Source organism: Rossellomorea sp. y25, from assembly GCF_038049935.1.
In the GTDB taxonomy this organism is placed as follows: Bacteria; Bacillota; Bacilli; order Bacillales; family Bacillaceae_B; genus Rossellomorea.
On record NZ_CP145886.1, the window covers coordinates 1,809,741 to 1,834,259 of the forward strand.

General features: G+C 39.6%; 25 protein-coding genes. 17 read left to right on the plus strand and 8 right to left on the minus strand.

The window, feature by feature from the left end; translation table 11 throughout:
* Nucleotides 1-71: 71 nt before the first annotated feature.
* From AAEM60_RS09040 to AAEM60_RS09055, 4 genes are all read left to right on the plus strand, one after another.
* The gene (locus AAEM60_RS09040; protein WP_299741283.1) at nucleotides 72-1,832 is read left to right on the plus strand and encodes an ABC transporter ATP-binding protein; all 1,761 of its coding nucleotides are present in this window, start codon (nucleotides 72-74) and stop codon (nucleotides 1,830-1,832) included.
* A gap of 317 nt (nucleotides 1,833-2,149) precedes the next feature.
* Nucleotides 2,150-3,487, plus strand: coding sequence for a cytochrome ubiquinol oxidase subunit I (locus tag AAEM60_RS09045; RefSeq protein ID WP_299740553.1), 1,338 nt, complete (start codon nucleotides 2,150-2,152; stop codon nucleotides 3,485-3,487).
* 71 nt (nucleotides 3,488-3,558) lie between these two features.
* A complete protein-coding gene (locus AAEM60_RS09050; protein WP_299740555.1) occupies nucleotides 3,559-4,572 on the plus strand; it encodes a cytochrome d ubiquinol oxidase subunit II in 1,014 nt (337 codons plus the stop codon).
* A gap of 123 nt (nucleotides 4,573-4,695) precedes the next feature.
* Nucleotides 4,696-5,352, plus strand: a complete 657-nt coding sequence (locus AAEM60_RS09055) for a TrkA family potassium uptake protein (RefSeq protein ID WP_299741284.1) — start codon at nucleotides 4,696-4,698, stop codon at nucleotides 5,350-5,352.
* A 101-nt stretch (nucleotides 5,353-5,453) separates the two neighbouring features.
* Here the strand turns inward: AAEM60_RS09055 and rnjA are convergent, their stop codons facing one another.
* Together rnjA and AAEM60_RS09065 are read right to left on the minus strand one after the other, a co-directional pair.
* Complete coding sequence (gene rnjA, locus AAEM60_RS09060; RefSeq protein WP_299740557.1) at nucleotides 5,454-7,121, minus strand: ribonuclease J1; 1,668 nt, start codon at nucleotides 7,119-7,121, stop codon at nucleotides 5,454-5,456.
* 3 nt (nucleotides 7,122-7,124) lie between these two features.
* The gene (locus AAEM60_RS09065) at nucleotides 7,125-7,331 is read right to left on the minus strand and encodes a DNA-directed RNA polymerase subunit epsilon (RefSeq protein ID WP_341357843.1); all 207 of its coding nucleotides are present in this window, start codon (nucleotides 7,329-7,331) and stop codon (nucleotides 7,125-7,127) included.
* A gap of 954 nt (nucleotides 7,332-8,285) precedes the next feature.
* Here AAEM60_RS09065 and AAEM60_RS09070 point away from each other — a divergent pair.
* Nucleotides 8,286-9,056 carry a Cof-type HAD-IIB family hydrolase gene (locus tag AAEM60_RS09070; protein WP_299740560.1) on the plus strand — a complete coding sequence of 257 codons (771 nt, stop codon included), beginning with the start codon at nucleotides 8,286-8,288 and terminating at the stop codon, nucleotides 9,054-9,056.
* Between the two features lie 41 nt (nucleotides 9,057-9,097).
* Here AAEM60_RS09070 and def read toward each other — a convergent pair whose 3' ends face one another.
* Complete coding sequence (def, locus tag AAEM60_RS09075) at nucleotides 9,098-9,652, minus strand: peptide deformylase (RefSeq protein ID WP_299740562.1); 555 nt, start codon at nucleotides 9,650-9,652, stop codon at nucleotides 9,098-9,100.
* Nucleotides 9,653-9,986: 334 nt separating this feature from the next.
* Between def and AAEM60_RS09080 the strand changes: the two genes are divergently transcribed.
* The 5 genes from AAEM60_RS09080 (at nucleotide 9,987) to lpdA (ending at nucleotide 16,176) form a co-directional block, all read left to right on the plus strand.
* A complete protein-coding gene (locus AAEM60_RS09080; protein ID WP_299740564.1) occupies nucleotides 9,987-10,646 on the plus strand; it encodes a YkyA family protein in 660 nt (219 codons plus the stop codon).
* Nucleotides 10,647-11,161: 515 nt separating this feature from the next.
* Entirely contained in the window at nucleotides 11,162-12,277 is a 1,116-nt protein-coding gene (pdhA, locus tag AAEM60_RS09085) for a pyruvate dehydrogenase (acetyl-transferring) E1 component subunit alpha (protein WP_044337545.1), read from the plus strand.
* A gap of 3 nt (nucleotides 12,278-12,280) precedes the next feature.
* A complete protein-coding gene (locus AAEM60_RS09090) occupies nucleotides 12,281-13,258 on the plus strand; it encodes an alpha-ketoacid dehydrogenase subunit beta (protein ID WP_044337544.1) in 978 nt (325 codons plus the stop codon).
* Nucleotides 13,259-13,415: 157 nt separating this feature from the next.
* The gene (locus AAEM60_RS09095) at nucleotides 13,416-14,762 is read left to right on the plus strand and encodes a dihydrolipoamide acetyltransferase family protein (protein ID WP_341357844.1); all 1,347 of its coding nucleotides are present in this window, start codon (nucleotides 13,416-13,418) and stop codon (nucleotides 14,760-14,762) included.
* A gap of 4 nt (nucleotides 14,763-14,766) precedes the next feature.
* The gene (gene lpdA, locus AAEM60_RS09100; protein ID WP_299740571.1) at nucleotides 14,767-16,176 is read left to right on the plus strand and encodes a dihydrolipoyl dehydrogenase; all 1,410 of its coding nucleotides are present in this window, start codon (nucleotides 14,767-14,769) and stop codon (nucleotides 16,174-16,176) included.
* A gap of 105 nt (nucleotides 16,177-16,281) precedes the next feature.
* Here the strand turns inward: lpdA and AAEM60_RS09105 are convergent, their stop codons facing one another.
* Entirely contained in the window at nucleotides 16,282-16,677 is a 396-nt protein-coding gene (locus AAEM60_RS09105; protein ID WP_299740573.1) for a hypothetical protein, read from the minus strand.
* A gap of 301 nt (nucleotides 16,678-16,978) precedes the next feature.
* Between AAEM60_RS09105 and AAEM60_RS09110 the strand changes: the two genes are divergently transcribed.
* The 3 genes from AAEM60_RS09110 to AAEM60_RS09120 all read left to right on the plus strand — a co-directional run bounded on the left by AAEM60_RS09110 (nucleotide 16,979) and on the right by AAEM60_RS09120 (nucleotide 18,527).
* Nucleotides 16,979-17,227, plus strand: a complete 249-nt coding sequence (locus AAEM60_RS09110) for a hypothetical protein (RefSeq protein ID WP_044337541.1) — start codon at nucleotides 16,979-16,981, stop codon at nucleotides 17,225-17,227.
* Nucleotides 17,228-17,292: 65 nt separating this feature from the next.
* The gene (locus AAEM60_RS09115) at nucleotides 17,293-18,132 is read left to right on the plus strand and encodes a polysaccharide deacetylase family protein (protein ID WP_299740574.1); all 840 of its coding nucleotides are present in this window, start codon (nucleotides 17,293-17,295) and stop codon (nucleotides 18,130-18,132) included.
* A 275-nt stretch (nucleotides 18,133-18,407) separates the two neighbouring features.
* Nucleotides 18,408-18,527 carry a GapA-binding peptide SR1P gene (locus tag AAEM60_RS09120; RefSeq protein ID WP_169216148.1) on the plus strand — a complete coding sequence of 40 codons (120 nt, stop codon included), beginning with the start codon at nucleotides 18,408-18,410 and terminating at the stop codon, nucleotides 18,525-18,527.
* A gap of 95 nt (nucleotides 18,528-18,622) precedes the next feature.
* Here the strand turns inward: AAEM60_RS09120 and AAEM60_RS09125 are convergent, their stop codons facing one another.
* Nucleotides 18,623-20,092 carry an aminotransferase class I/II-fold pyridoxal phosphate-dependent enzyme gene (locus AAEM60_RS09125; RefSeq protein ID WP_299740575.1) on the minus strand — a complete coding sequence of 490 codons (1,470 nt, stop codon included), beginning with the start codon at nucleotides 20,090-20,092 and terminating at the stop codon, nucleotides 18,623-18,625.
* A gap of 227 nt (nucleotides 20,093-20,319) precedes the next feature.
* Entirely contained in the window at nucleotides 20,320-20,466 is a 147-nt protein-coding gene (locus AAEM60_RS09130; protein WP_299740576.1) for a hypothetical protein, read from the minus strand.
* Nucleotides 20,467-20,589: 123 nt separating this feature from the next.
* On the opposite strand from AAEM60_RS09130, the gene AAEM60_RS09135 reads away from it, so the two are divergent.
* Nucleotides 20,590-21,546, plus strand: a complete 957-nt coding sequence (locus tag AAEM60_RS09135) for a nitronate monooxygenase (RefSeq protein WP_299740577.1) — start codon at nucleotides 20,590-20,592, stop codon at nucleotides 21,544-21,546.
* A 34-nt stretch (nucleotides 21,547-21,580) separates the two neighbouring features.
* The gene (locus AAEM60_RS09140; RefSeq protein WP_299740578.1) at nucleotides 21,581-21,853 is read left to right on the plus strand and encodes a UPF0223 family protein; all 273 of its coding nucleotides are present in this window, start codon (nucleotides 21,581-21,583) and stop codon (nucleotides 21,851-21,853) included.
* 60 nt (nucleotides 21,854-21,913) lie between these two features.
* On the opposite strand, the gene AAEM60_RS09145 is transcribed toward AAEM60_RS09140, so the two are convergent.
* Nucleotides 21,914-22,534: a DUF1054 domain-containing protein gene (locus AAEM60_RS09145; protein WP_299740579.1), complete on the minus strand. Its 621-nt coding sequence runs from the start codon at nucleotides 22,532-22,534 to the stop codon at nucleotides 21,914-21,916.
* A gap of 180 nt (nucleotides 22,535-22,714) precedes the next feature.
* On the opposite strand from AAEM60_RS09145, the gene AAEM60_RS09150 reads away from it, so the two are divergent.
* Nucleotides 22,715-22,909, plus strand: a complete 195-nt coding sequence (locus AAEM60_RS09150) for a hypothetical protein (RefSeq protein ID WP_299740580.1) — start codon at nucleotides 22,715-22,717, stop codon at nucleotides 22,907-22,909.
* Nucleotides 22,910-23,219: 310 nt separating this feature from the next.
* Nucleotides 23,220-24,017, plus strand: coding sequence for an inositol monophosphatase family protein (locus AAEM60_RS09155; RefSeq protein ID WP_299740581.1), 798 nt, complete (start codon nucleotides 23,220-23,222; stop codon nucleotides 24,015-24,017).
* 44 nt (nucleotides 24,018-24,061) lie between these two features.
* Here AAEM60_RS09155 and AAEM60_RS09160 read toward each other — a convergent pair whose 3' ends face one another.
* Nucleotides 24,062-24,250 carry a YlaF family protein gene (locus AAEM60_RS09160; protein ID WP_341357845.1) on the minus strand — a complete coding sequence of 63 codons (189 nt, stop codon included), beginning with the start codon at nucleotides 24,248-24,250 and terminating at the stop codon, nucleotides 24,062-24,064.
* Between the last annotated feature and the right edge of the window lie 269 nt (nucleotides 24,251-24,519).

The window sequence follows — 24,519 nt, forward strand, 5'->3', positions numbered from 1 at the left end:
GAGTGGATTTGAGTCAGAAAAACAAAGTGAACAAAAGCGTATTAAGCAGATTCCATTACTCTACAGATCAAATGATCGATAAGCCGTTTAACTGGGAGCAACTCTACCGGTTATTAACGTATTTAAAGCCCTATTCTAAAAAACTCCTGCCCTTATCCATCATTACCGTTCTGATCACAACAGCAGTTCGATTGATCGTACCTATTCTGATTGGGGTATACACATTAGACAAAGCCATCAGGCAGAAGGATTCCAATTTACTATTTACATTGGTTGGAATTATCGCAGGACTCTATGTATTGAATTACGTTGCAAATGTGCTAAGGATCAGGTGGATGAATCAGCTGGGGCAAGGAGTTATCTATGATTTAAGAAAGCACTTATTCAGCCATGTTCAATGGCTATCCCATCGCTTCTTTGATCAGAGGTCAGCCGGTTCCATCCTGGTTCGGATCATGAATGACATTAACTCCCTTCAGGAACTATTTACAAACGGAGTTATTAATCTCTTAATGGATATCATCCTGCTCATTGGAATCATCGTCATTCTCTTTACGTTAAGTCCTGAGTTAACACTTGCCGTCATGGTCATTCTGCCAATCATGTTTTTTATCTCAACCAGCTTACGAAAAAACATCCGCAGATCCTGGCAAATGGTACGACTCAAGCAATCGAAGCTGAATTCCCATCTGAATGAAAGCATTCAAGGGATCCGTGTTACTCAATCATTCACTCAAGAAAAAGAAAACATGGCCTTCTTCGATGGGGTAAACACGGAAAACTTCGATAGCTGGAGAACAGCCACAAAGAAAAATGCCATGTTCCGCCCGCTAGTAGAACTGACAAACGCCATTGGGACAGCGGTCCTCATATGGTACGGTGCCCATCTCATTCAAGGCGGCTCACTGGAACTGGGAGAATTTGTTTCATTCGCCTTCTATCTGGGGATGTTCTGGGAACCCATTTCAAGGCTCGGCCAAGTTTACAATCAACTACTGATCGGTATGGCTTCATCCGAGCGTATCTTCGAATTCCTCGATGAACAACCGATTGTAAATGAAAAAACGAATGCAGTGAACCTGACTGACATCAAAGGAAGAATACAGTTTGAGAATGTAGAATTTTCCTACGATGACAAACGAAAAGCACTCCAAAACATCAACCTTGAAATGAAAGCAGGCCAGACCGTCGCGTTAGTCGGCCATACTGGATCTGGTAAAACTACGATCGCCAACCTGATCAGCCGTTTTTACGATCCGACGAATGGTGAAGTGAAAATTGATGGGGTAAACCTGAGGGATGCATCGGTTTCAAGCTTACGAAGTCAAATCAGCATCGTCCTGCAGGATACATTCATCTTCTCGGGAACCATCATGGATAACATCCGATTCGGGCGCCCTGATGCAAAGGACGAAGAGGTTAAGAATGCCGCCGAAGCAATCGGAGCCAATGAGTTCATCGAGAAGCTTTCCAATGGATACGAGACCGAAGTGGAAGAACGGGGTAATGTTTTATCCGTTGGTGAAAGACAATTACTGTCATTCGCCCGAGCACTATTGGCGAACCCTCGAATCATCATATTGGATGAAGCGACAGCATCCATAGATACAGAAACAGAAGTCAAAATTCAAAAAGCATTGAAACGTCTACTGAACGGTCGTACCGCAATCATCATCGCTCACCGCCTATCTACGATCCGTGAATCGGACAATATCTTTGTCCTGGAAAATGGAAGAATCAAAGAATCCGGCAACCACGATGAGCTGATGGAGCAACAGGGTGATTATTATGAGCTGGTTAAATCACAGTTCAGAATGTTGGATGCGATGTAAGAAAGGATGGACCCCTGCACTGGTGTGTGAGGGGTTCTTTTCTTTTGTTTATGGAAGGAGGGGTGTGGTGGGATAGGGTCGGGTCGGTGTACAATACTTTCTCGAAAAACAAGCCCCATCCCTCCAAGCAACATCATTGCCAATTACTCTAAAAACCCCTAAAATAAAAGATAAATAAATGTTTGTGAAAAACGTCACAAAATATTCATGTTCAACACATCACAAACTCATTATCAGGTTTTATAATGAACAATATGTGATAAACAGTAGAAAACAGTTGTTTACGATTGTAAGTAGATCAGTAGGGGGAGTATAGAATGGTTTTAGATGGTGTGATTTTGAGTAGAATGCTCACTTCGACAACCCTTGCATTCCATATTATTTTTGCGACGATTGGGGTAGGGGTACCGATTATGATTGCCATTGCGGAGTTTATGGGTATCAAACGAAATGATCCCCATTATCTTTTGCTTGCAAGAAGGTGGGCAAGAGGTTTTACGATTACGGTTGCGGTGGGGGTTGTAACGGGTACAGCGATAGGGTTGCAGCTTTCCTTATTGTGGCCTTCATTTATGCAGGTCGCCGGACAGGTGATTGCACTGCCATTATTTATGGAAACTTTTGCGTTTTTCTTTGAGGCTATCTTTTTAGGAATCTATCTTTATACTTGGGACCGTTTTAAGAATAAGTGGATCCATTGGCTGTTGACGATTCCGGTTATGATTGGTTCTTCGGCTTCTGCACTTTTCATTACGACGGTGAATGCGTTTATGAACACTCCTCAAGGATTTGAATTAGAGAATGGGAAAGCCATTAATATCGATCCGATTGCTGCGATGCTGAATCCGGCCACGCCTACGAAAGTGTTTCACGTATTGACGACTGCCTATCTAACATCGGCTTTGGTGTTGGCGGCGATTACGGCATTTGCGATTCTTCGTAAGAGAGGCGGGGAGTATCATAAGAAAGCCCTGCGTTTAACGATGGTTTCTGCTTTGATTTTCGCTTTTGCGACTGCATTGGCAGGGGATTTATCAGCTAAATTCCTAGCCGAGTATCAGCCTGAGAAGCTCGCCGCAGCAGAATGGCACTTTGAAACGGAAGAGAATGCGGATCTTATCGTATTTGGAACACTGGATGAAAATAATGAGGTCCATAATGAGATCCGCTTACCTGGATTCTTAAGTTTTCTGGCAGGGAGTTCTTTTGAAACAGAGGTTATTGGTCTGAATGAATTTCCTGAAGATGAGCGGCCGCCTTTATGGGTCCACTATATGTTTGACCTGATGGTATCAATTGGGTTTTACAGTATCTTTATTTCTGCGGCATTTATTCTGTTCTGGAAGTGGAAGAAGCGGAATGAATGGAATAAGCCGCTTCTATGGGGAATTGTAGCAAGTGGACCACTTGCGATGCTGGCGATTGAATTTGGCTGGATTTACGCCGAGGTTGGTCGACAGCCATGGATTATGAGAGGGTATATGAAAGTGGCAGATGCGGCAACGAAAGCCGATGGAGTAGGCTTGACGTTTGCATTGTTTGTTGGCCTTTATATCCTCCTGGGTGTGCTATGTGTGGTTGTATTAATCAAAATGTTTAAAAATAAGCCTGCAGAGGCGGAATTAGAACAACGTTTTCCTAAGAAAGCGAGTTAATTAGAAATAAAATTGCTCCTTCTTTTCATTTTTTGTGAAGAAGGGGCTTAAGCTTTAAGGGAGGAATGGGTATGAGTTTGGAAGTAGTAGGGATTACCGTATTGTGGTTATTCCTTTATGGGTACCTTATTGTGGCTTCAATTGATTTCGGGGCTGGCTTCTTTGCCTTTTACGGGAGAATGAAGGGCAAGGAGCATACGTTAAACGTGTTGATTAGTCGATACCTTTCACCGGTATGGGAAGTAACCAACGTCTTTTTCGTCTTCTTCTTTGTGGGGCTTGTAGGGTTCTTTCCCGACGCAGCATATTATTATGGAACGGCTTTATTACTTCCGGGAAGTATCGCCATCATATTGCTGGCTATAAGAGGAAGCTTCTATGCATTCGGAAATTACGGCTCAAAGGATAATATCGTGTATCTGTTTTTATATGGAGCAACCGGTCTATTAATTCCTGCTTCCTTATCAACGGCTTTAACGATTTCAGAAGGTGGATTTCTGGAGGAACAGGGAGATAAGGTCATCTTCCTGGCCAAGGAGCTTTTTACCAGCCCTTATTCGTGGAGTGTGGTGGCTCTCTCCATTGTGTCGGTATTATTTATAAGTGCAACTTTTCTAACCTATTATGCAAACCGTGCAGGAGATATGGATTCCAGGGAAGAATTAAGGAAGTTTTCTCTGTTTTGGAGTCCACCGACCATTCTGGCAAGCTTATTAGTGTTCGTGTCTTTAAGAGAGCATAATGCAGAGCATTTTACGAAGGCAATTGATATTTGGTGGATGTTTGGATTATCCCTTCTATGCTTCTTCGGTGCATCATTTTTAATCTACCTGCGAAAGAATTTTGGAACTGCCTTTATTTTGGTTATGCTGCAATTCTTCTTTGCTTTCTTTGGCTACGGTGCATCCCATTTACCTTATATTTTAAAACCGTTTATTACGATAGAAACGAGTGTAACGAATCCAACGATGGGAACGGCCCTGGTTATCGTCTTTATAGCAGGATTGCTTTTATTGATTCCATCTCTTTACTTGTTAATGAGACTGTTTTTATTTGATGCAGATTATGTTAAAGGCAAGAAATAATAATAAAAGAGGGTATTGTTAAAAACCCTCAAAATTTAATACAGGGAACAACAGGGAGAAATTTCATTTTCTCCTTTTTTTTATGCTAAAATAAAGGATATAGAGAGTGCGGGGGGATGTATGGTGAAAAAAGAGTTTGTGGTTGTTGGATTAGGGCGATTTGGAGGCAGTATTGTCCGTTCATTATCAGATCAAGGGATGGAGGTTATGGCGATTGATCAGGATGAAGATAAAGTAAATGAATTCTCTTCCATTGCTTCTCATGCGGTAGTGGCAGATTCAACGGACGAATCCGTATTAAAGAGCCTGGGAATCAGGAATTTTGACCACGTCATTGTGGCTATTGGAGACGATATCCAATCTAGTATCTTAACCACCTTGATGATGAAGGAAATCGGTGTGAAAAAAATTACCGTTAAGGCACAAAATGATTACCATGAAAAAGTTTTACGTAAAATAGGTGCGAACCAAGTCGTTCATCCAGAACGTGATATGGGGAGAAGGATTGCTCATAATATCGTTTCGAATAATGTATTGGATTACTTAGAGCTGTCGGATGAACACTCCATCGTAGAGATTGTGGCGAATGAAAACCTTAGTGGGAACTCGTTAATCGATTTGGATATCCGTGCTCAATTCGGGATCAATATCGTGGCGATTAAAAGACAAAAGGATATTATTGTGTCTCCACAAGCCGATGAACAGATTCGTGAAGGAGATATCCTGATTGTAATTGGAGCAGATACAGATATTAACCGTTTTGAAAAGAAGGTCTTATAATATAAAGAAGAGGCTGACCCAAGCGGTCAGCCTCTTCTTTATTATTTGGTGAAAGGTACACTGTGATTAAAGTGTCATCCATCCACCGGATCTTAAGATTATCAGACTTCCATAATGATCGGTAAAATCATAGGACGTCGTTTTGTTTTTTCATATAAGAATGGAGCAAGGGTATCCGTGATTTCATTTTTGATCTCTGACCATTGTGATGTCCTTCTTTCTAGAACTTTGTTCAGGTGTTTAGAAATAAGTGTTTGTGCTTCATTAATAAGGTCACCTGATTCACGCATGTACACGAATCCTCTGGAAATCAGGTCAGGACCTGATGCAATTTTGAAATCTTTCATGTCGATACTAACCACAACGATGACTAAGCCTTCTTCTGAAAGGATTCGGCGATCCCGAAGAACGATATTACCGATATCACCGATACCGCTTCCGTCGATATAGACGTTCCCAGAAGGGATTTTGCCAGCAACTTGTGCTGAGTCATTGCTTAATGCGAGAACTTCACCGTTGTCCATAATGAAGCAATTTTCAGCTTGAACTCCACAATCTACCCCGATCTGAGCGTGCATTTTCTGCATGCGGAATTCACCATGTATCGGCATAAAGAAGGTTGGATTCATCAGGCGGAGCATTAACTTCATTTCTTGTTGTCCACCATGACCAGATGTATGGATATCACTTAATGGTCCATGGATGACTTCTGCTCCAGCACGATATAGTAGGTTGATTGTGCGATTTACACTGATCGTATTTCCAGGGATAGGTGAAGAAGAAAATACAACTGTGTCACCAGGCTGGATCTGAATCTGACGGTGAGTACCGTTTGCAATTCTCGATAATGCAGCCATTGGTTCACCTTGAGAACCTGTACATAATATCGCTACTTCATTTGCAGGTAAACGATTAATCTGGTTATGTTCAATGAATGTATCTTTAGGGGCGTTAATATACCCTAATTCTTGACCGATTGTAATGGCAGCTTCCATGCTTCTTCCGAAAACAGCGACTTTTCTATTATGAAAGACAGCTGCTTCAACCACTTGTTGTAAACGGTGAATATTAGAAGCAAAAGTAGCGAATATAACACGACCGTCCACTTTGCGGAAAATGTCATTGATGCTTTCTCCGACTTTGCGTTCGGACATTGTGAAGTTTGGAACTTCAGCGTTCGTACTATCAGATAGAAGACAAAGGACGCCTTCTTTTCCGATTTCAGCCATTTTGGTTAAGTTCGCGGGTTCACCAACCGGCGTGAAATCAAATTTAAAGTCACCTGTATGTACAACATTACCAGGTGGTGTTTTCACAACAATCCCGTATGAATCCGGAATACTGTGAGTCGTTCTGAAGAAGGTAACAGACGTCTTGCGGAATTTAATGATGTCATCTTCTTTGATGACATTAAGTTTCGCATTTCTTAATAGACCGTGCTCTTCCAGCTTGTTTTTAATAAGTCCCAGTGCGAGCTTCCCGCCGTAAATCGGGATGTTTAATTCGCGCAGTAAATAAGGGATTCCACCGATATGATCTTCGTGTCCGTGTGTCACGAAAAGACCCTTGATTTTATCTGCATTCTTCACCAGATATGTGTAATCCGGTATTACGTAATCGATACCGAGCAGTTCGTCTTCAGGGAACTTGATTCCCGCATCGATCAGGATGATTTCGTCTTGGAATTGTACGCCGTATGTGTTTTTACCGATTTCACCTAAACCGCCAAGGGCAAATACTGCGGTTTGGTCATTCTTGACAAATTTCATTGATTATTGCTCCAACTCGAAAGAATGATGTTTTTCTTCATACTCTAAAAAAGCGCCCTCTAGCTTTTGTACGAATTCAATGTTATACGGTTTGTCTTTTAATTTCAGACGTACTTCACGTTCTGAATCTGCTTCCATGTAAAGAGATTGAGTGCATTCGCGAACAGGCACTTCTGCTTTACTTTCTTGATAAAATACTTTAAAAATCATGTTTTTCTCTCTCCTTATCCGTTTTCAAAAAATCTAACTTTCATCTATGATAAAAAAGTTATCAACTACATAACATAAGCGGCGTCTTAGGCACCTATAGGCATAAAACCAGGCTCCGGTTGAGGGAGGTGTGTATCATGACGAATAGGACTTGACGCTGGAGCTGGACATTAGAGGGCTAGCTTCCCTGCTAATAGGTATAGATATACCATTGTGGTCTGAACAGTTACTATGTTCATATATGGCTCATTTACGCCCTGTGGTAAAAAAACGATTGATAAAAGGATCATTTCCTTAACACAGGGCGACCTTTCAATATGAATGAAAGGCGAGTGGAATCTATCTTTCACGAGAATTCACCATAGCCTACAGCCCTTGTTCTAACTCTTTCGAAAATAACCTATCATTTAAGTAGGGATGAATCACCGTGTTTATGTATGCTATAAATTATAAAGGATTCTTTCGAGTAAATAAAGTTTTTGCGAGAATCCTTCATTAAAACATTACAAAAATAGAGAAGAGGGACTGAACCAATGGAGACGAAAAAGCTCACTAGTGGCATCAGTCCCTTATTATTTGTGTAAACGTATGACAGTATAACCGAATTACATGTATTTTAGTAGTGTGACTTTGATTGGGTTCGTTCGACAGATAAAATACTATGCAATCGTTTTTTTTCTAAGCAATTCTTTCCACTGTTTTAAAAGCTTTTTTCTGAGCTTTTTTAACATGGTGGATCACTCCTTATCAATAGTTTACCGAGATTTTCCTTTGAAGTAAAGGAACAATAATACCGTCGTCTCTGTTGTCTTACTTATATTGTACGGAATTTATTGAATCTCTTACATGGTTAAGTTTGGTAAATGGGCTCATTCATTGACATTTAAGCCGCAAAGGATTACTTTAAACAACGGGTAAAAGAGATAAAGATTATGTGTGAAAAGGAGAACAGATATGTCTAAAATAGTTTTCTTCGATATAGATGGTACACTGCTTGACCACGATAAGAAGCTTCCTCATGCAACGAAAGAAGCCATCCAAACATTACAATCAAATGGCACTTATGTTGCGATTGCAACTGGCAGAGCTCCATTTATGTATGAGGGTCTTCGGGAAGAGTTAGGGATCGAATCCTTTGTTTCATTTAATGGTCAATATGTAGTTTTTGAAAATGAGGTCATCTATACAAATCCATTAAAAATAGAGACGTTAGAAGAGTTACTGGAGGATACGTATTCTAAGGAACATCCGGTGGTTCACTTAAATCATCAAACGATGAAGTCAAACCAAAAGCACCATAAATATATTGAAGAGAGTATGAGAAGTTTAAAATTTCCACATCCTGATTATGCTCCGGAATTTTATAAAGGAAGAGATATTTATCAATCCTTGTTGTTTTGTACAAAAGAAGAAGAAAGCTTTTATCGGGAGAAATACAATGACTTCACATTCATTCGCTGGCATCAGTACTCAATGGATATCCTGCCGAAAGGCGGATCAAAAGCAGAAGGCATTAAAAAAATGATCGCTAAGCTCGGGTTTGAAATGGAAGATGTTTACGCGTTTGGAGACGGGTTAAATGATATTGAAATGATTCAATCCGTTGGTACAGGTGTTGCCATGGGGAATGCCGTGCAAGAAGTACAAAAACATGCAAATTTGGTCACAAAACACGTCGATGATAATGGAATATATCATGGTTTAAAGGAACTGGAATTAATCTAAACAAAAAAGACTTCTTCGGTAATAGGAAGAAGTCTTTTTTATTATCGTTCAATAGCGATTGCATCCGGAATCGGCTCGAACGGATTATTCGGGTTGATGTGGTCATAGAACATGATCCCATTCAAATGATCGATTTCATGCTGGAATACGATGGACGGTAACCCCTTTAAACGCAGTTTCACTTCGTTACCATCCACATCCCAGCCTTTGACAGTCACTCTGGCGTATCGAGGAACAAATCCGGGAACATTTCTATCTACTGACAAACAACCTTCACCTGATGTTAAATAAGCTTTCTCGATTGAGTGGCTAATAATCTTCGGGTTGAATAAAGCATAGCTGTGTAATCTTCCTTGATTGTCTGTCACATTGACAGCTAACATCCTCTTAGAAATATTTATTTGAGGCGCAGCGAGGCCAATCCCGGGTCTAAGGCCATACTTATTTGCTGTTTCAGGATTTTGGCTGTTTACTACATATTCTAATAAGCTTCTTAATGTTTCCTTGTCTTCATTTGATGGCGGGATAGCCACTTCCTTTGCCACCATCGTTAATGTAGGGTGACCCTCTCGGATTATGTCATTCATCGTAATCATTGATTTTCCTCCTCAGGTACAATAGAGATATGATTGGATAGGCGATATATGTCATTACACATTACTTGCAGACGGGGCCAGTTGATCAATCACTTCTCTACTTTATATATTAAGATAATCTATTATGTATGATAATAGTCTATCATTTTACACCGGAAAAGTTAACGAATGAGATTCGATATAAGGTGGAATACTCAACAGATAAATGACATAATCATTTTAATAGGAAGAATAGTCTAATCGACATTTTTTTCCACAGTTGTAAATCCCTATTGTCAAATGTTGTAGACATAGATATAGTAGAAGGTGGTAAATAGTTAAGGGGGATCTAGTTGTGTCGAAATTTCGTTTTGCTTTCATTTTAGGAGCCGCTATCTTTGTATTAATGGGCTGTGTTGGTGGTTCTTCACCCGAGGAGAATATGTACAATGTTCTTGAAGAAACAGTATCCAAAGAAGGTCAATATGTTGAAGTTCAAAAGCCTCTTCAAGAGTTAGAAGAAAAAGAGAAAGAAATTTATACTAAGATTATGGATCTTGGGATGAAAGAGTTTGACCAGATTGTAAAACTTTCCGACGAAGCTCTGGACAACATCAAAAAAAGAAAAGAATACATAGATCAAGAGCGTACGTCCATGAGTGAAGCGAAGGAAGAGTTTGCGAAAGCAGACGACTATGTTGATAAGTTAGAAAACGAAGACCTTAAAAAAGAAGCCAAAAAGCTGGGGAAAACGATGGAAGAACGTTATCAGCTTCATGAAAAGCTAACATCTTCTTATCTGGATGTCCTATCTCTGGATAAAGAGCTTTATAATATGTTCAAAAAGAAAGAACTTACAATTGAAGAGCTTGAGAAACAAATCTCTTCTATTAATGAACAATATGAAAAAATAGTGAAGTTCAATGAGGACTACAATAAAAAGACAGAAGAATTCAATAAGCTAAAACAAGAGTTTTATTCGAGCGCCGGTCTTGATGTGAAAGACTCAGAATAATGATGGATAAAAAGTGATAGAAGAGGAAAACTTCCCTCTTCTATCACTTTTTTGATTTTACTTAAACAATAATCCGAGTTCCTTTCCAATCTCAGGGTCATAATGGGATAAAGAGGAGTAACGGCATTCTTACTCTATAACAGATGAGATTGTTTCTATTGTTTATATATAACAGGTAGTAAGGGAGTATTGATACAGTTCTGAAAAGAAATGGCAGAAAAAAATTTAAAGGTTGTTTGGAATCATGAATTTATAATACTTTGTCGTTGACTTCCTGAATTTCTATATTGTAAACTAGTAAAGGTATTCATGGATTGTATTAGTCGCTATTGAATTTCGACTGATACAGATAAGCTCGAATGTAATTTCGGGTTTGCTTTCTTGGTATTTGTGGAAAACTACTAATAGTGTGTGTATCCTCAAGTATTGTGGTAGGTCATACTGAATTTGGGTAATCTAAACTTTGTATGTAAAAAAACCAAAATAAATGTATAAAGAAAGGATAGGTGACTTCGATGGCTTCTAAATCAAAGAAGGCACAATTCGATGCAGTTAAGACGCTCGAACAAATTGAAGACAAGTTTGAAATGTTCCAAATTTTGAACGAAGAAGGCGAAGTAGTAAACGAAGATGCAATGCCTGAGATCTCTGATGAGGATCTACAGGAATTAATGCGTCGTATGGTTTATACTCGTATTCTTGATCAAAGATCAATCTCCCTGAACCGTCAAGGACGTTTAGGTTTCTATGCACCAACAGCTGGACAGGAGGCATCACAAATTGCTTCTCACTTTGCTTTAGAGAAGGAAGATTGGATCCTGCCTGGTTATCGCGATGTTCCACAAATCGTTTGGCACGGTCTTCCGTTAGCTCAAGCATTCTTATTCTCACGTGGACATTTCAAAGGAAATCAGCCTCCAGAAGGTGTAAATGTATTATCACCTCAAATCATCATCGGTGCACAATACATCCAAACTGCCGGGGTGGCATTAGGCCTTAAGAAACGTGGTAAGAAAGCTGTTGCCGTTACATATACAGGTGACGGTGGGTCTTCACAAGGTGATTTCTACGAAGGAATTAACTTTGCCGGTGCGTACGCAGCTCCAGCGATCTTCGTTGTTCAAAACAATCAGTTCGCCATCTCAACACCACGTGATAAGCAAACAGCTGGCCGTACAATTGCTCAAAAAGCAGTTGCAGCCGGTATCCCTGGTATATTAGTGGATGGTATGGATCCATTAGCAGTGTATTCAGCTACTTTAGAAGCTCGTAATCGCGCTGTAAATGGGGAAGGACCTTCATTAATCGAAACACTTTGCTACCGCTACGGGCCACACACAATGGCAGGTGATGATCCAACTCGTTACCGTACTTCAGAAATGGATACTGATTGGGAGAAGAAAGATCCATTAGTGCGTTTCCGTAAATTCTTAGAAGGTAAAGGATTATGGAGTGAAGAGAAAGAAAACGAAGTGATCGAAGAAGCGAAAGAAGATATCAAACAAGCTATTAAAGAAGCAGATGGAACTCCTAAGCAAAAAGTTACTGATTTCATTAACAATATGTATGAAGAGCTTCCTTACAACTTAAAAGAACAATTAGAAATCTACAAAGAAAAGGAGTCGAAATAAGCCATGGCGCAAATGACAATGATTCAAGCGATCACTGATGCACTGCGCACAGAACTACGCAACAACGAAGACGTTTTAGTTTTTGGTGAGGACGTAGGTCTAAACGGTGGTGTATTCCGTGCGACGGAAGGACTTCAGAAAGAATTCGGTGAAGACCGTGTATTCGATACTCCACTAGCAGAATCAGGAATCGGTGGTTTAGCAATCGGTTTAGCATTAGAAGGGTACCGTCCGGTACCGGAAATCCAATTCTTCGGTTTCGTATACGAAGTAATGGATTCAGTAAGTGGACAAATGGCCCGTATGCGTTACCGTTCAGGTGGAACGTATACTTCTCCAATCACAATCCGTTCCCCATTTGGTGGTGGAGTACATACTCCGGAACTTCATGCGGACAGCTTGGAAGGATTAATGGCTCAGCAACCTGGTTTAAAAGTCGTTATTCCTTCAACACCTTATGACGCTAAAGGTTTATTAATTTCATCTATTCGTGATAATGACCCTGTCATTTTCCTGGAGCACATGAAATTATACCGTTCATTCCGTCAAGAGGTTCCTGAAGAGGAATACACAATTGAACTTGGTAAAGCTGATGTAAAACGTGAAGGTACAGACCTATCCATTATCACTTATGGAGCAATGGTACACGAATCATTGAAAGCGGCTGAAGAACTTGAAAAAGAAGGACACTCAGTCGAAGTAATCGATTTACGTACGGTTAGCCCGTTGGACATTGATACAATTATGGCGTCAGTTGAAAAAACAAACCGTGCCATCGTTGTTCAAGAAGCTCAAAAGCAAGCTGGTATCGCAGCGAACGTGGTTGCTGAAATCAATGACCGTGCGATTCTTAGCCTTGAAGCACCAGTACTTCGTGTAGCGGCACCAGATACAGTGTACTCTTTCTCTCAAGCAGAGCCAATCTGGTTACCAAACCACAAAGACGTTCTTGAAACAGCGAAAAAAGTACTTAACTTTTAATGGGTAAGGAGCTTTTATAGCTCCCCCTTATATTTAAATGAAAACAGAAGGGTAACCCACCCTTCTCTTTTCCAATTGCAGATATAAGAAAATCAGACAGATATAAATATTACATTCATCTATTTTTAATCATTATTCAATACAGGAGGTAGAGTCCATGTCATTCGAATTCAAATTACCAGACATTGGTGAAGGTATTCATGAAGGTGAAATCGTAAAATGGTTTGTTAAGCCTGGCGATAAAGTTGAAGAAGACGATGTACTATGTGAAGTTCAAAATGATAAAGCAGTAGTAGAAATTCCATCTCCGGTAGCAGGGACAGTTGAAGAACTTCTTGTTGACGAAGGTACTGTAGCAGTAGTAGGTGATACACTTATTAAGTTCGACGCGCCTGGTTACGAAGATCTTCAGTTCAAAGGTGATGATGGAGAGAAGAAAGAAGCTCCTAAAGCTGACGAGAAAACAGAAGGTCAAGTTCAAGGATCTGCTGAATCTGGTCAGGATGTTAAGAAAGAAGCTGCTCCTGAAACCAAGGAAGAATCAACAGGTCAAGATGCTGGAGTTGATCCTAATAAGCGTGTCATCGCTATGCCTTCTGTTCGTAAATACGCTAGAGAAAACGGTGTGGAAATTCGCCAAGTATCCGGTTCTGGTAAAAACGGACGTGTTGTCAAGGAAGATATCGATGCTTTCTTAAGCGGAGATTCTAAGCCGGTAGAAGCTGCTGAAGAAGCGAAAACAGAAGAAAAAGCACCAGAAGCTGATTCTAAAAAAGCTGCGCCTAAAGCTCCAGAGGGTGAATACCCTGAAACTCGCGAGAAAATGAGTGGTATGCGTAAAGCAATTGCGAAAGCAATGGTCAACTCTAAACATACAGCTCCTCACGTAACATTAATGGATGAAATTGATGTGACAAAACTTTGGGCTCACCGCAAGAAGTTCAAAGAAGTTGCAGCTGAAAAAGGTATTAAATTAACATTCTTACCTTATATCGTTAAAGCATTAACAAGTGCATTACGTGAATATCCGGCGCTAAACACATCTATTGATGATTCAACGAGCGAAATCGTACAAAAGCATTATTACAACATTGGTATCGCAGCGGATACTGACAAAGGACTATTAGTACCTGTTGTGAAGAATGCTGATCGTAAATCCATGTTCTCAATTTCAAATGAAATTAACGAACTGGCTGGCAAAGCTCGTGATGGTAAGCTTTCAGGAGATGAAATGAAAGGTGCTTCATGTACAATCACGAATATTGGTTCTGCTGGTGGACAATGGTTTACTCCGGTAATCAACCATCCAGAGGTTGCCATCCTTGGAGTCGGACGTATTGCAGAAAAACCTGTAGTTAAAAATGGTGAAATTGTAGCCGCACCTGTGTTAGCATTATCATTGAGCTTCGATCACCGCATGATCGACGGAGCTACTGCTCAACATGCACTTAACCATATCAAGCGTTTGTTGAACGATCCAGAATTATTATTAATGGAGGCGTAATACAATGGTAGTAGGAGATTTCCCAATCGAAACAGATACAATCGTAGTCGGTTCAGGTCCCGGAGGATATGTAGCTGCAATCCGTGCAGCGCAACTGGGGCAAAAAGTGACAATCATTGAAAAAGAAAACATGGGTGGAGTTTGCTTAAACGTTGGTTGCATCCCATCTAAAGCTCTAATCACAGCGGGTCACCGTTTTCATCAGGCACAACATTCTGATGACATGGGGATCGTAGCTGAAAATGTAAAAGTGAATTTTGATAAAGTTCAAGAGTGGAAAGCTGGAGTTGTTAAGAAATTAACTGGCGGTGTAGAAGGCCTTCTTAAAGGAAATAAAGCAGAAATCGTACGCGGTGAAGCTTACCTTGTAGATACTAATACATTGCGTGTGATGGATGACAACTCTGCTCAAACATACAAGTTCAAAAACTTGATTCTTGCAACTGGTTCACGCCCAATCGAAATCCCTAGCTTCAAGTTCTCAAAACGCGTCATCGATTCAACAGGAGCTCTTGCTCTTACTGAAATTCCACAGAAGCTTGTGGTAATCGGTGGAGGTTACATCGGAACTGAACTTGGTACTGCTTACGCAAACCTTGGATCCCAAGTAACGATTTTAGAAGGTGCCGACGATATCCTTAGCGGTTTCGAAAAGCAAATGACTACGGTCGTGAAAAAAGGTCTTAAGAAAAAAGGCGTCGAGGTTGTAACGAAAGCAATGGCTAAAGGCGTTGAAGAAAGCGATAGCGGCGTAGTTGTTAAATATGAGGTAAAAGGTGAAGAGAAGACGGTTGAAGCTGATTACGTGCTTGTAACAGTAGGCCGTCGTCCAAATACGGATGAAATCGGTCTTGAAGAAGTTGGCATCGAGATGTCAGACCGCGGTGTTGTCAAAATTGATAAGCAGTGCCGTACGAACATCCCTAACATCTTCGCAATCGGTGACATCGTAGATGGACCACCACTTGCTCACAAAGCTTCTTACGAAGGTAAAATTGCTGCTGAAGTCATCTCAGGTGAACCGGCAGAAATCGATTACCTCGGTATTCCTGCTGTGTGCTTCACAGATCCTGAATTAGCGACAGTAGGTTATTCTGAAGCGCAAGCGAAAGAAGAAGGCATCGAAGTGATCGCTGCTAAATTCCCATTCGCTGCTAATGGCCGTGCATTGGCTCTTAATGCGAGTGATGGTTTCATGAAGCTTGTTACCCGTAAAGAAGACGGTTTAATTATCGGAGCACAAATCGTAGGTTCCGGTGCATCAGACATGATTGCTGAATTAGGACTGGCGATTGAATCCGGTATGACTGCTGAAGACGTTGCGATGACAATTCATGCTCATCCTACATTAGGTGAGATTTCCATGGAAGCAGCAGAAGTTGCAATGGGTAGCCCAATTCATATCGTAAAATAAAGTAACAAATCGAGGATGATCCCGGCTTGCTGGGATCATCCTTTTTTATTTGTTATCAAGAATAAAAGGGATTGAAGCAATAATGCGCTTCAATCCCTTTTTTTGTTATTGTTCCCAACTTTCAATTGCAGTTGAAACGGGTTTTAAAATGTCTTCTTTGGAAATATCGCCTTCCACTTTACATATGACCTGATTGTTTTCTACGACTACGATTGCAGGCGAAGTCGGGGGAGAATCTGCTATTTCATTTGGTGCCTCAGTATTAAGGCTGACAACCTTTAAACGTTTAAGGTCATCAGGATATTGTTTTTTTAGCTCAATGATTGCATCGTAATAGGGTATTTCTTTAGAAACGTTTCGTTCATCGGTGAAGAATATAACCTGCTTTTCTATAAATTGATCTTCTGCTAAAACAACTTTATTCGAAGAAATATAGTCACATGAAGTCAAAAGCAACATCGTGGAAATGATTAATATTGATAAAGTGAGTATATGTTTCATACATCATCCTCTTTTCTTAAACGATGCTATGAACTTTACAATTGTAAATAAATAACTTTTATACTGATCTTATGTCACATTTTATCATATGAAAAATCATAAAGGGGTCAAGTCATTGAAATGTTACATAATTGAAAAGACATACATAATGAAAGTAATCTTAATAGAATATACTATATAAATACGATGATTGAATACTGATCTACGCCTTTATCAAATAATCATTAGGTTTCAATCCATGAATAGGGGTAAATAAAAAAGAAGGAAGTTTAAAATAAATCACTTAAAGGATGTAATAAACATGAAATCGTATATTGCTTTTTTAGTTCAAATGATTTTATGGAGTGTTTTCTATATAGCTGAATGGATGTCTGATAAAGATCATTTAGAATATAAATGGATAATGTTTGTTATATTCTTTTACTTAGCCTTTATTGCCGCCAAGAAAATCGTTCAATCAAGAAAGCTGACCTTATTTATTACATCATTTAGTTTAACGTGCTTCTTTGCCTTCAAAGTTGTATTTGAAAATGTAATGGAAATATTTTAATTCTTTCCCAGAATCATTTAAGAATATGTTAAAATATTCAAAGTGAACACGGAAAGGTGAGAGACATGAAAAAGATTTTAGCAACAGGCTTAACCCTACTACTTTTAACAGCATGCTCAGGTGAACCAACAACCACCAACGAAGAAACCAAGAAGCCTGATCATTCTGAAATGGAAAAAGAGAGCGGGAAGACAACTGAAGTTGATTCTTCAGCAGAAAAAAACACTGAACAGGAAGAGACAAGCGAACCTTCAGAAGAGGTAGTTCAAACAAAGGACTATAGGATTAATGAAAATAACTGGAGCATTAATCCTATAGGTGATGCGAATCCTAAAGTAGTACTCCTTACGATTGACGATGCACCAGATCAACACGCCTTACAAATGGCAAAAGATCTTAAATCGCTGAACGCTCCAGCTATATTCTTTGTAAATGGTCATTTTCTTGATACACCGGAAGAAAAAGAGACTTTAAAAAAGATTCATGACATGGGATTTACGATTGGAAACCATACGTATAGTCATAGCAGTCTGAAAGAAATCACTCCTGAAAAGCAAAAAGAAGAGATTGTATCACTAAATGATCTTATTGAATCCATCATTGGGGAACGACCAAAATTCTTCAGGGCTCCATTTGGTCAGAATACTGACTATAGCCGACAAATTGCAGCCGAACAAAAGATGTCACTAATGAACTGGACATACGGATATGATTGGGAAAAGCAATATCAGAACAAAGATGCAATCACCGATATTATGGTTAACAGCCCTTACCTGAATGATGGGGCAAACCTTCTCATGCATGATCGAACATGGACGAGCGAGGGCTTATCCGATATTGTGAAGGGCCTGCGGGATAAAGGATATGAAACTCTCGATCCAAATAGAATAAAGACAGTTGAATAACTATGAAAGCTGCATGAAGAATCTCTTCTTTATGCAGCTTTTTTCATTTCGCCTACGAATAAGATGGCAAAATCTCATTCAATTTATGTAAAAAACTGTTCATGTAATTGAAAACACTTACATATAGTTTAATGTTTAATAGTATGATTAATTAAAAGAGTATAAAGTTAAATATGTTATACAATTTAGGCTTGATATTTTAAATGTGTTATATTATTATAGAAGCAGATAAGATAAAGCGTTTACAAAAAACATCGTGAAGGAGAGGAAAAAAGATGGGAACAATTGTATGTCAATCATGTTTGGGCACTATCGATCATTATGAGGATGAGAAGGTTTCTGTTTTATTCTCTAACTGCTGTGACTGCAACGACGACAAAGAATTAGACGACTGATACCTGCTAAGGGGAGCAGGGAGTGAAAATGTCTTAAAGGGGTTCTTATAAATAAAAGGATGAAGAAGGGTGGGGCCTTCTTCATCCTTTTTTGTTTATCTTATCGCTCTATGCTCTTTAATGACTCTCAAGTGGCGTAAATCATAATCTTCAGGTCCTTGAACTGGCAGACCTGCTTCTATATTGGTTTTAATATAATTGATGTTTTCTTGGGTGATGATTTCACCAGGGATGAAAATCGGAATTCCTGGAGGATAGACCATAATGAATTCAGCGATTGTTCTTCCGACAGACTCATCAATTGGAATGACCTCAGTATCTGCGTAAAAAGCATCTCTTGGTGTAATGGAAAGAACAGGTATGTCAGGCAGCATAACCTTAACTGGTGTCATATCTCCATGTTTTTTAAGGCTTATCACCAGCTCTTTTAATGCCATGACCAGTTGATCCCCCTCTACATGAGTGTCACCAGGAGTGATGATGCAAAGGATATTATAAAGGTCAGACATTTCAACCTCGATATTATAAGCTTCTCTTAGCCACTTCTCAGCATCAAATCCACTGATGCCTAAATCTTTCACGGAGACAATTAACTTGGTTGGATCATAAGCATAGGTAGCTTTCGTTCCAAGGATTTCTTCCCCCACACAGTATAATCCTTCGATTTCGTTGATTTGTCTTCTAATATCCTGCGAAAGTTCAATCGTATTAGAGATGAGCTCTCGGCCTTCAGTGGCTAATCGCGATCTTGCCACATCGAGGGATGCCAATAATAAATAGGAAGTCGAAGTTGTCGTTAACATACTTAAGATGGTTTGCACTCGTTTCGATGATACAAGTCCTTCCTTCATATTAAGGACAGAGCTCTGAGTCATGGAACCTCCAAGTTTATGAACGCTGGTAGCCGCTAAATCAGCGCCTGCTTGCATAGCTGAGAGGGGAAGTTCGTCATGGAAATGTATATGAACTCCATGAGCTTCATCCACAAGAACTGGAACATTATATGAGTGAGAAATTTCTACAATCTTTTTAAGGTCTGCAGAAATCCCAAAATAAGTTGGATTAATGACCAGAACACCTTTGGCATCAGGGTTTTGATCCAATGCTTTTGCTACAGCATCTGTTGTGATCCCATGAGAGATACCTAAGTCCTCATCAATATCCGGGTGGATAAAGACAGGAATAGCTCCTGAGAATACAATTGCAGACATAACGGATTTATGGACGTTTCTAGGAACAATGATCTTGTCGCCAGGGCCACATACACTCATTACCATTGTCATAATGGCGCCACTTGTTCCTTGAACAGAGAAGAAAGTATGGTCGGCACCAAATGCTTCGGCTGCAAGGTCCTGAGCTTTTTTAATCATTCCCTTGGGCTGATGTAAATCATCTAAAGGACCGATGTTAATCAAATCAATAGAAAGGGCATTCTCTCCGATAAAATCTTTAAACGCAGGGTCCATACCTGCCCCTTTTTTATGACCAGGGATATGGAATTGGACGGGATTTTTTTTACTATGTTCAATTAAGCCGGTAAATAACGGCGTTTCATTCTGAGACAATTCATTCAACACCTCTTTATATTCTTAATAGCAAATTATATAGCCATGCTAAAGTTATTATTATATAGGATTTTGCTCATGATTTCATAACTTTTCTTATTATATTTTCAACAAACAAATGAATTATAGCACTTAAGAAAATCTTTGCATAGTGGCATATGCCTAACCTTTGTTTATTTTGTTTTTCATAGCACAAAACTAAAGATCAGAATCCGATGATTTTTGGCTCATTTCCGTCCGATGGTGGAGAATCCCCAGCCCAAGCTCGCTTGGGCTGGGGATTCTCCACCATCGGACGACCTTTCAGCTAAGCTGAAAGGCGGGTGAAACGTCCGTTTCACCCGAATGAGCCAAAAATCTACACTACTTTCCATTCTGATTTATCCCCACTAGTTCATACATTTCTGTCTGTCAGTATCCCTTTTTTATTATGCTGCCATCAAGAAAAGGATTTCACCCTCTCCATCGAGAATAGATGAATGAATGGAGGGATTCAATTGAATTGGAAAACACGGGTAACAGAGTTATTAAACATTCAATATCCAATAATACAAGGTGGTCTGGCTCATCTGGCATATGCAGAACTGGCTGCAGCCGTGTCGAATGCGGGTGGTCTTGGACAGATTACTGCCATGTCTCTGGACAATCCTGAACAGTTGCGTAAAGAAATCGTAAAGGTAAGGTCTTTAACAGATAAACCGTTTGGAGTGAACTTTGCCATCGGTCAACATGGACGCCCCTTTAGCGAGTTTGTTGACGTTGCCATTGAAGAGAAAGTACCGGTTGTATCCGTTACAGGAGGAAACCCGACGCCCCTGTTTCAACAGCTTCAAGGAAAGAACATTGTTAAGCTTGTATTAGTCGCCTCAAAAAGACAGGCTATCAAAGCGGAAGAACTCGGTGCGGATGCCGTTATGGTTGTTGGACAAGAAGGGGGAGGTCACTTAGGGAAAGATGATGTCGGTACATTCGTCTTGATTCCCGGCGTGGTTGATGCTGTTTCTATTCCGGTCATTGCTTCTGGAGGTGTTGGAGATGGAAGAGGGTTAATGGCTGCTCTCAGCTTCGGAGCTGAAGGAGTTGAGATGGGTACAAGGTTTATTGCTACAAAGGAATGTGTACATGCTTCTGAAGTTTATAAACGTGCCTTGATTGAAGGAGACGAGAGTGGTACAGTAGTCATCAAACGATCTTTAGGGGCTCCGGCAAGAGCCATATCCAACACATGGACCAAGCAGATACTGGATGCTGAAACGTCGGACACTGGCTATGAAGGATTAAAATCATACATAAGCGGGGAAGCCAATAAACGATACATTTACGATGGGGAAGTAAACGCCGGGTTTGCGTGGGCCGGACAAGTAATGGGTTTAATACATGATGTCCCATCGGTTAAAGATCTCATTCAACGAATGATTTGCCAATCTGAGAGCATTCGGGAGAAATGGAATTAACATATCATCATTCATCAAGGAGTTGTATGAAACTATGGAATATCAATACCCTTTCGATATTGACTGGTCAACGGAAGAAGTAATTGATGTTATTGCCTTTTTTGAAGCTATTGAAAAAGCCTATGAAAAAGGGGTCTCAAGAGATGATCTAATGAATCGGTATAAGCGATTTAAGGAAATCGTACCCGGTAAGGCAGAGGAAAAGAGAATATGTAATGAGTTTGAAGAGTCAAGCGGCTATTCTTCTTATCGGGTTGTAAAGAAAATGAAAGAACTTCAAGACGCTGACAAAATTTCAATGAACTAAAAGAACGACTGCTATTTTTGGCAGTCGTTCTTTCTGCATTATTGACAACACTTATATGGTTTAGTTCATTTTATAAAGGGGTAAAAGTGTTTCAAAGGCATTATTAACTTCTTGAATAAATTCATCACCATTCAGCTTAATAGCTGTATCCTTGTCCAGGTGAAGTCCACATAGAAGTTCGGCTTTTTTCACATTTTGGACTCTTTCACTTAAAGCAATGAATTCATCCTGTGACATGGAAGAAAAAGGTGTAGCATCTGGTTTTGTATGATCTCCAGACCAAACAAAGTGGCCAGGAATCAAAGATCTTATCTTATCCGCATTTTCTGCAGCCTTTTTACCGAATTGAACTTTGTTTGGAGCTTCATAGATCATTGCAAACCAGATGAAAACATGCGTTTCCCATAATCCTATCTGGAAATGTGGATGTTTCTTATAACCTCGTTTGTTATTCGCAAACGCAACCCATGTATCATCAGGAGGGTTAACTGATCGACGTGCATGTTTAGCCACATGGTAAAACATTTCTTCTCCTGTTAATGCGCTTAAAGTGGGTGCGAAATGTTCACCTAAATAATCAAGTTTAGGCCTTATCTGTTCATGGATGGCAGTCATCCGATCTTCTAACCCATTAATCGTGAAAACTTGAAAATCTTCTTGTTTGAAACCATTGAATTTCATGTTGTAGCCTCCTTATATACCACCAATATCTTAACATAATGAGGTGCAAGCTTGTAGCGAATTGAATTATCCATGGGTGTCTGCACATTTTAGTTACAAGATGAGAGGATATATCATAACATGTAGTAAATATTATCAGAACAATCAGATAAATCGAAAACTCGGAAGGGGTGTATGGCCATGAAACAAGTAATGAACACTTCTAAAAAACGTGATGTCCAGCAGCAAAGAATGAATGTATTAAGACTTGAAATGGATTATGAATTAGCTGTATTATTCGAAGCAATTCAAACGAAGAATAAAGATACCCAGACAAAGTCCAAACAGAAACTCATGAGTATTCGAGAAGAGCTAATGAAAATGAAGGCCTTATAAAGCTTTAATCCTTTCAGGTGGGTATAAAGTATTTTGTCTAATTCAACATTTGAACGGCGAGCTCATAGGCAAAGAGTTCGCTTTTTTGTGGTCATAAGTAACCCTGATTTTGATCATATCTAATTTTGCGGAGTATGATGAGGTAAATAACTTGAAACAGCCTCTTTTTTCCATTAAGCTATTTAGCTATAGAAGTAGAAGTGCATAGTGGCACTTGTATAGAGAATGAGTATGAGTCGGATCTAGTGAAAACGACCATATTAGTAATAATAATAAGATTTTTGTTACACATATTGGAGGCTAATAATCAATGACAAATTGGACGGAATTAGATCAAAATGTTAGAACGTGGATACGGGAAGCTGGAGAGAAGATTCGTCAATCATTCAAAACAGAGTTAAATATCAAGACGAAGTCGAACCGAAATGATTTGGTAACAGATATGGATGAAGCAACAGAGCATTTCTTTACTGAGAATATCCGAAATACATACCCTGATCATCAAATCCTCGGTGAAGAAGGTTATGGCGATGACTTTAAGGAACTATCAGGTATAACGTGGATAATCGATCCGATCGATGGAACGATGAATTTTGTTCATCAGCAACGGAATTTTGCTATCTCTATCGGCATCTATGATGGAGAAGTAGGTAAATTAGGATACATATATGATGTCGTTCATGATGAGCTATATTTTGCAAGTAAGGGTCACGGAGCTTATATGAATGATGTGAAGCTTCCCGCGCTTGATCCAGTACCGGTTCAGGATGCGATTGTAGCATTAAATGCACTTTGGGTGACTGAGAATAAACGAATTGACCGAACAATTCTTTCGCCACTCGTGAAGGATGTAAGGGGAACTCGTTCCTATGGATCAGCCGCCATTGAATTGGCTTATGTTGCTTCAGGTAGATTGGATGCTTACTTAACAATGCGTTTGGCTCCTTGGGATTTCGCTGCCGGGAAAATTATGATTGAAGAGGTTGGGGGAGTTGTGACAGACCTTAATGGGGATCCCCTGAATCCATTGAATAAAAGCTCGGTGTTTGTAGGAAAACCAAAACTGCACCAAACCATCTTGACTGACTATCTTGAACGGAAGATCTAAAGAAGGGAGACGGCAATTCCTTTGCCGCATCTCCCTTTTTCGATCTACAAACGACCTTCTTCACGGTATTTTTTCTTTGTTTTGAAACCGAACCCCATCACGATAAATAGAAAAAGGAAGCTGACAGTAGCAAGCAGGATGCTTTGTAAACTGATTGAAATCGCGATACCCATTAGGGAAACGGCAGCTAATAAAGAAAATAATACAAAAATCCATTTTATATTACCCATCATAAAACCTCCAAAAAATGAAAAATCATTTTCCTCATTTGATTAAAACCATAAATCTTAATAGCTCTTCCAATTAAATCTTACCTATCAAATCGGTAATGTGCAATGGGTAGAGTAGACAAAGAGGCAGGACGATGTGAAAGAAGTTATTTTGGAAACTATTAGTTGACGGAAACGCTTTATGAAATATTTATTAGGGCTTTTCTTGATGCTGTGATATAATGGTCTAGTTGAACTGAAATATATTATCTTTAACATTATAAAGAAATCCA

What these genes read in the sequence shown, in the direction of transcription:
- AAEM60_RS09045 (WP_299740553.1), top strand. Translation starts at nt 2,150, where the DNA reads ATGGTTTTAGATGGTGTGATTTTGAGTAGAATGCTCACTTCGACAACC.
- AAEM60_RS09160 (WP_341357845.1), bottom strand. Translation starts at nt 24,250, where the DNA reads ATGATGGGTAATATAAAATGGATTTTTGTATTATTTTCTTTATTAGCT.
- AAEM60_RS09105 (WP_299740573.1), bottom strand. Translation starts at nt 16,677, where the DNA reads ATGAAACATATACTCACTTTATCAATATTAATCATTTCCACGATGTTG.
- AAEM60_RS09110 (WP_044337541.1), top strand. Translation starts at nt 16,979, where the DNA reads ATGAAATCGTATATTGCTTTTTTAGTTCAAATGATTTTATGGAGTGTT.
- AAEM60_RS09090 (WP_044337544.1), top strand. Translation starts at nt 12,281, where the DNA reads ATGGCGCAAATGACAATGATTCAAGCGATCACTGATGCACTGCGCACA.
- AAEM60_RS09140 (WP_299740578.1), top strand. Translation starts at nt 21,581, where the DNA reads ATGGAATATCAATACCCTTTCGATATTGACTGGTCAACGGAAGAAGTA.
- rnjA (WP_299740557.1), bottom strand. Translation starts at nt 7,121, where the DNA reads ATGAAATTTGTCAAGAATGACCAAACCGCAGTATTTGCCCTTGGCGGT.
- AAEM60_RS09040 (WP_299741283.1), top strand. Translation starts at nt 72, where the DNA reads ATGATCGATAAGCCGTTTAACTGGGAGCAACTCTACCGGTTATTAACG.
- lpdA (WP_299740571.1), top strand. Translation starts at nt 14,767, where the DNA reads ATGGTAGTAGGAGATTTCCCAATCGAAACAGATACAATCGTAGTCGGT.
- AAEM60_RS09155 (WP_299740581.1), top strand. Translation starts at nt 23,220, where the DNA reads ATGACAAATTGGACGGAATTAGATCAAAATGTTAGAACGTGGATACGG.
- def (WP_299740562.1), bottom strand. Translation starts at nt 9,652, where the DNA reads ATGATTACGATGAATGACATAATCCGAGAGGGTCACCCTACATTAACG.
- AAEM60_RS09070 (WP_299740560.1), top strand. Translation starts at nt 8,286, where the DNA reads ATGTCTAAAATAGTTTTCTTCGATATAGATGGTACACTGCTTGACCAC.
- AAEM60_RS09120 (WP_169216148.1), top strand. Translation starts at nt 18,408, where the DNA reads ATGGGAACAATTGTATGTCAATCATGTTTGGGCACTATCGATCATTAT.
- pdhA (WP_044337545.1), top strand. Translation starts at nt 11,162, where the DNA reads ATGGCTTCTAAATCAAAGAAGGCACAATTCGATGCAGTTAAGACGCTC.
- AAEM60_RS09065 (WP_341357843.1), bottom strand. Translation starts at nt 7,331, where the DNA reads ATGATTTTTAAAGTATTTTATCAAGAAAGTAAAGCAGAAGTGCCTGTT.
- AAEM60_RS09150 (WP_299740580.1), top strand. Translation starts at nt 22,715, where the DNA reads ATGAAACAAGTAATGAACACTTCTAAAAAACGTGATGTCCAGCAGCAA.
- AAEM60_RS09145 (WP_299740579.1), bottom strand. Translation starts at nt 22,534, where the DNA reads ATGAAATTCAATGGTTTCAAACAAGAAGATTTTCAAGTTTTCACGATT.
- AAEM60_RS09130 (WP_299740576.1), bottom strand. Translation starts at nt 20,466, where the DNA reads ATGGAAAGTAGTGTAGATTTTTGGCTCATTCGGGTGAAACGGACGTTT.
- AAEM60_RS09050 (WP_299740555.1), top strand. Translation starts at nt 3,559, where the DNA reads ATGAGTTTGGAAGTAGTAGGGATTACCGTATTGTGGTTATTCCTTTAT.
- AAEM60_RS09095 (WP_341357844.1), top strand. Translation starts at nt 13,416, where the DNA reads ATGTCATTCGAATTCAAATTACCAGACATTGGTGAAGGTATTCATGAA.
- AAEM60_RS09115 (WP_299740574.1), top strand. Translation starts at nt 17,293, where the DNA reads ATGAAAAAGATTTTAGCAACAGGCTTAACCCTACTACTTTTAACAGCA.